Origin of the sequence: Proteiniphilum sp. (genome assembly GCF_034331125.1) — a bacterium.
Taxonomy (GTDB): Bacteria; Bacteroidota; Bacteroidia; order Bacteroidales; family Dysgonomonadaceae; genus Proteiniphilum; species Proteiniphilum saccharofermentans.
The window spans coordinates 22,127-28,274 of record NZ_JAXQGC010000003.1 but is presented as its reverse complement, the minus strand read 5'-3'; the positions used below and the strand labels follow the sequence as shown (position 1 = coordinate 28,274).

Sequence of the window (6,148 nt, the reverse complement as noted above, 5' to 3'; positions counted from 1 at the left end):
TTAATTGAGTCGCGTTCGCTCCTCGACTGTTAATTGAGTCGCGTTCGCTCCTCGACTGTTAATTGAGTCGCGTTCGCTCCTCGATTTTCAATTCTCGCAATGGCATATTCACGAAAACGTTCATGACCCTGTAACCATTCAGCTAGAACAATAGTCTAAGCAAAAAACAGCAAATATAGAGGAAACAAGAAATAATATCATATGATTCAAATCCGGCAATTACATAAGTCCTATCGGACGGAAGCACTTTCCCTCCATGTCCTGAAAGGTATCGATCTTGAAATAGGGGCGGGAGAATATGTCTCCATCATGGGTGCTTCAGGTTCGGGGAAATCGACTCTGCTCAATATCCTGGGTATTCTCGACACTTACGATTCGGGCGAATACTTCCTCAACGGTACACTGATAAAGAATCTCAGTGAGACACAGGCTGCGCTTTACCGCAATGAGATGATCGGTTTTGTTTTTCAGTCGTTCAACCTCATCAACTTTAAAAATGCTCTGGAGAATGTGGCTCTCCCACTCTACTACAAGAAAGTAAGCCGCAAGAAACGGAATATTATCGCATTGGAGCATCTCGACAGGATGGGACTGAAAGACTGGGCGCACCACATGCCGAATGAACTTTCCGGGGGACAGAAGCAACGTGTGGCCATTGCCCGTGCGCTGATCTCAGATCCAAAAATTATTCTGGCTGACGAACCTACCGGCGCCCTCGACAGCAAGACTACCGTGGAAGTGATGGAAGTGCTGACTAATCTCAATCGTGAAGGGATCACCACCATTATCGTGACCCACGAACCGTCGGTTGCAGATGCTACCAACCGCATCATCCACCTGAAGGACGGGATGATCGAATATGAAACACGCAAGGATAACGGCGTACATATCACCACCCAACTTCAAAAACCACAAATGGTATGACCGACCAGCTTCATGAAATACTGGGAACGCTGAAGAAAAACAAGATGCGGACAACCCTCACCGGGCTCTCGGTGTCGTGGGGTATCTTCATACTGATCGTCCTGCTGGGGGCTGGCAACGGCCTCAGAAACGGGGTAATGCAAAATTTCAGCTCCAGGGCGGTCAACCGCATCAACTTATGGTCAGGCACCACCTCCATGCCCCACAAGGGATTGAAATCGGAGCGGAACCTTCATTTCACGGAAAGTGAAGTGAATATGATCAGGAGCGAGGTGGAGGAAAGTCGGCTCATCACGGCCCGCATCAACACCTCACAGACCATCTCTTACGGCAATGAATACGGTTCTTACCAGGTGAGGGGCGTAATGCCGAACTATTTTGATATCGAGAACCTGATTATTGCCCCGGAAGATGGGCGTTTCATCAATCAACTCGATATGAAGGAGTCGAACAAGGTAATCGTATTGGACAAGAAAGTCGCAGACCTGCTCTTCAAGGACGAGTCGCCGCTCGGCAAACAGGTAAAGGTAGGACAAATCATGTTCAAGGTGGTAGGGATCAATTCCAAGAAAGAACAGTGGGGAGGATCGAATACCTATATCCCCTTTTCCACTGCACAGACCATTTTCAATCCCAACCGGAAATTCTACCAGATCACCTTTACCGTGGACGGACTGGTGACGAAAGAAGAAAATGACCGGTTCAACGAATCGCTCAGAACGCTGATGGGACAACGGTTGAACTTCAATCCCGAAGACCAGCAGGCACTCTGGATATATAATGCACAGTCGGACTATGTGGAGACAATGAAGATTTTCAGCGTGATCACCTTCATAGTCGCTCTTATCGGTATCCTCACATTGATCGCAGGAATTGTGAGCGTAAGCAACATTATGCTGGTGTCGGTAAAAGAACGTACGCGGGAGATAGGGATCCGCAAAGCCATCGGCGCCACGCCGGTATCCATTTTGAAAACCATTATCCTGGAGTCAATCATTATCACCACTGTTTTCGGGTATATCGGGTTGATGATGGGTATCGGTCTCACCGAAACGGTCAACTTCTTCATGGAACAGGCTGCCGCCGCCCAGGCTGTGTCCGACGAACCGCAGATGTCGATATTCACTAATCCTACAGTAGATGTGGGATATGCCCTGTTCGCAACGATCATACTGATCATCTCAGGGGTGATCGCCGGTTATCTGCCCGCCCGCAAAGCGGTAAAGGTGAAACCGATTGAAGCGATGAGACAGGAATGACCGATGTAATGATGTAATGATTTACTGATGTGATGATTTCAGTAAATCGGCCAATCAACAAATTAGTAAATAAACAAATCAGTATATATGTTTGATTTAGACAGGTGGCATGAAATATGGATCACTATCACGCACAATAAATCACGGAGTGTGCTGACCGCCTTTAGCGTCTTCTGGGGAGTGCTGATGCTGGTGCTGATGGTGGGATCAGGCAATGCGCTCGAAAAAGGTATCTTTTCACAGATCGAAGGGTTTGCCACCAACTCCTGTTTCTTTGAAGCCAACCGGACAACACTTCCTTATAAGGGTTTCCGGAAAGGAAGGAGATGGAACATTACCAACAGCGATATACCTGTGATAAAAGAAAAGGTAAGTGAATTGCAGTACATCTCTCCCATGCTGTTCAGCGGCGGCAATGAAAAAAATGTGGTAAGGGGCGATAAAAACGGCTCCTACCGGATAAAAGGCTGTTATCCCGAATACGACCTGATAGAAAAGAGCAAAATGCTCTACGGACGGTATGTCAATGATATCGATATCGCGGAAAAGAGAAAAGTATGCGTCATCGGAGAACGTATCTATGAAGTACTCTTCCAGAAAGGAGAAGACCCTACCGGCAAACAGGTCCGTGTGAATGGCATCTATTTCCAGGTGGTGGGAGTAGCCCGTAGCACCTCAGGCGTCAATATAGGGGGTGAAACAGCCGAAACGGTTGTCTTACCATTCTCCACCATGCAACAGGCTTTCAACCAGGGAAATATCGTTCACTTACTGGCAGCCACCGCCAAAGAGGGAGTTCCGGTAAAAAAGGTGCAGGACCAGATACTGGAGATCCTGAAACAACAGCATCAGGTCTCACCCGACGACAAAGACGCGGTATGGACCATGAACATAGAGGAACAATTCAAAATGTTCAACTACCTGGGTATCGGCATATCCGCTCTGATATGGATCGTGGGACTGGGCACGCTCTTCGCGGGTGCCATCGGCGTGAGCAATATCATGCTGGTCACCGTGCGCGAGCGCACCAAAGAGATCGGTATCCGCCGGGCACTGGGAGCCACGCCGCGGAACATCATAGGGCAGATCCTCAGTGAGAGCGTAGTGCTCACGGTATTGGCAGGACTCCTCGGTATTGTGCTGGGGGTGGGCGTGCTCCGGGGGGCCGGAATCGTACTCAGCCAGAGCGACCAGTTCTTTAAAGACCCGCAGGTCTCGTTCGGCATGGCCATCGGTTCACTCCTGATCCTTATTGTGATTGGTGCTATGGCGGGATATATACCTGCACAACGGGCTATGATGATTAAACCCGTAGAAGCGATCAGTGAGGAGTAATAAAAATGTGGGAAGGTGGAAAGGTCGATTTGATGTGATGATTTACTGATTTTACTCAATTGACAATGGATAATTGACAATTGACAATGAAATCTTGAATTTTAAATTTTGAATATGAAATATAGAATAATATGAAGAAAATATTGCGAATTGTAGGATTGACCCTGTTAGGGCTCTTGGTAATATCCACTTTTGTATTTCTCTGGCAGAAATCGCGCCCGAAAATTGTGACTTACAAAATAGAGGCGGCCACCAAAGGTGATATCGAAAAACGAACTGTGGCTACAGGGAAAGTAGAACCGCGCAATGAGATCCTAATCAAACCGCAAATGTCGGGTATCATTGCCGAGGTTTACAAAGAGGCAGGCGAAACCGTAAAGGCCGGAGATATCATTGCTAGGATACAGGTAGTACCCGATATGGTGAACGAAAGCAGTGCCGAATCGCGTGTCGAAAGAGCCCGGTTGGCTGCCAACCAAAGCCGGATCAATTATGATCGGGATAAAAAACTCTTTGAAAATGAAGTGATTTCAAGGGAAGAGTTCGAGAAGGTGGAATTACAGTACAAAAACGATCAGGAAGAACTGCGCGCCGCCAACGACAACCTGAGTCTGGTGCGCACCGGGATTACCAAAAGTTCGGCACAGACCAGTAACACGCTGGTACGTTCCACGGTAAGCGGTACTATCCTCGATGTTCCTGTCAAAGCAGGTAACTCGGTGATCCAGTCCAATAACTTCAACGATGGTACCACCGTGGCATCGGTGGCCGACCTGGGGGACATGCTTTTCGTCGGCAAGATCGACGAGACGGAAGTAGGTAAACTCTCAGTGGAAATGCCCATGGAGATCACCATCGGCGCCATCCAGGACCTGAAGATACCCGCCTTGCTGGAGTATGTCTCACCTAAAGGCATAGAAGAGAGCGGAGCCATCCTCTTCGAAATGAAAGCCGCCCTGCAATTGCCGCAGGATTTATTTATCCGGGCAGGCTACAGCGCTAACGCCGATATTATTTTAGATCAGCGTAAAGATGTGGTAACCATTCCTGAAAGTTCAGTGGAATTTAGTGGCGACTCGGCTTTCGTCTATATGGTGAAAAGCGAGAAACCGCAGGAATTCGAACGGAAGCATGTGAAAATCGGCTTGTCGGACGGAATCCGTATCGAAGTGACCGAAGGGCTGAAAGAGAATGACAAGATCCGTGGAACAGAGATCATTGAGGACAAGAAAAAGTAACAACCATGCATATCAGAACTATTATCATCGCCCTGTTCTTCAGCGCTTCCCTATTTCAGGCAGCGGCACAGCAGAAATATACCCTGTTGGAGTGCATCGATATTGCGCTGGAGAACAATCGTAACATCAAACAGCAGGAAATCGGCAGGCAACAGCGGGAGATCGCTTACAGCCAGGCACGTGCAGATCTGCTGCCCAACCTGAACGCTTCGGCAGGGCAGAATTTCGTATTCGGTCGCTCCATCGGCCTCGACAACGTTTACGAGAACACCAACTCATCGCAGACCAGTTTCAGTATCGGGGGTGATATCACCCTTTTCGATGGTTTGCGGATGAAACACAACATCGACGCACGGAAGGCCGATATGCAGGCGTCGGAAGCCGATCTGGAGAAGATGCGCGACGATGTGGTAATGAGTGTTTCTACCGCCTTCCTTCAGGCATTGCTCAACCGGGAGTTACTGCAGATCGCGGAGAACCAGATCGAGACCACCCAGGCCAACCTGCAACGACGGAGTGAATTAGTGAAAAGCGGCAAGATGGCACAGGGGGAACTCTATGAATTAGAAGCACAGTTGGCCAAGGAAGAACTGAACCGTGTGCAGGCAGAGAGCAACCTCAAACTGGCATTGCTCGATCTCGCCCAAATCATGGAACTGGAGGAATTCAACAATTTCGATATTACAGCGCCCCCCGCTGAAACACTGATTAACGAAGCCACCCTTTTGCAGTCGGAAGCGGTATACGAAAGTGCACTGGTGAATCGTCCGGAGATACGGGGCATGCGCTACCGGCTGGAAAGCAGTGAAAAAGAACTGTTGATGGCAAAGGCACAATATTACCCCTCCCTCTCGTTCGGAGTCAATATGGGAACCGGTTACTACAGGATGAGCGGCAGGGATAACACCTCTTTCAGTTCGCAGTTGCGCAACAACATGAGTAATTCGCTCGGTTTCAGCCTCCGTATTCCCATCTTCAACAGGTTCCAGATCAGGAACAGTGTTCACAGTGCAGAACTCGCCATCGCCAACACACAACTGGAAATGGACAAAACAAAAGTCGAATTGCGCAAACGGATCGAGCAGGCTTATTACAACGCCACAGGAGCTAAAAGCCGCTGGGATGCCGCCCGGAAATCGATCGAAGCCAGCCGGGAATCCTACCGTTTTGCGGAAGAAAAATATGAGAGCGGCCGCGCCAACTCCTATGAACTATTCCTCGCGAAAAACAACCTCACACAAGTGCTGGGAGAAGAGGCACAGGCCAAATATGAATACGCATTCCGTTTGAAGATCCTGGAACTGTTAAAAGATTGAACATCCGTAACCATTTCATTGATTTGATGATCTAATGAATAAATGATGCACTCATTTGCTCAACTTATAACTTATA

Annotated in this window: 5 protein-coding genes; all 5 read left to right on the top strand. The window is 48.5% G+C overall.

The annotated features are described in order from the left end of the window. Window positions 1-201: 201 nt before the first annotated feature. The 5 genes from U2P89_RS00400 to U2P89_RS00380 all read left to right on the top strand — a co-directional run bounded on the left by U2P89_RS00400 (window position 202) and on the right by U2P89_RS00380 (window position 6,072). On the top strand, window positions 202-924 hold the full coding sequence (locus U2P89_RS00400) for an ABC transporter ATP-binding protein (protein WP_076931074.1): 723 nt from the start codon (window positions 202-204) through the stop codon (window positions 922-924). Further along, window positions 921-2,183 carry an ABC transporter permease gene (locus U2P89_RS00395; protein WP_091909851.1) on the top strand — a complete coding sequence of 421 codons (1,263 nt, stop codon included), beginning with the start codon at window positions 921-923 and terminating at the stop codon, window positions 2,181-2,183. Before U2P89_RS00400 ends, U2P89_RS00395 begins: the two co-directional genes overlap by 4 nt. An 87-nt stretch (window positions 2,184-2,270) precedes the next feature. Then, on the top strand, window positions 2,271-3,518 hold the full coding sequence (locus U2P89_RS00390; protein WP_322190328.1) for an ABC transporter permease: 1,248 nt from the start codon (window positions 2,271-2,273) through the stop codon (window positions 3,516-3,518). 131 nt (window positions 3,519-3,649) lie between these two features. After that, window positions 3,650-4,756 (top strand): efflux RND transporter periplasmic adaptor subunit, encoded by a 1,107-nt coding sequence (locus U2P89_RS00385; RefSeq protein WP_091909854.1) that lies wholly within the window; start codon window positions 3,650-3,652, stop codon window positions 4,754-4,756. A gap of 5 nt (window positions 4,757-4,761) precedes the next feature. Further along, window positions 4,762-6,072, top strand: coding sequence for a TolC family protein (locus U2P89_RS00380; RefSeq protein ID WP_322190327.1), 1,311 nt, complete (start codon window positions 4,762-4,764; stop codon window positions 6,070-6,072). Window positions 6,073-6,148 lie beyond the last annotated feature (76 nt).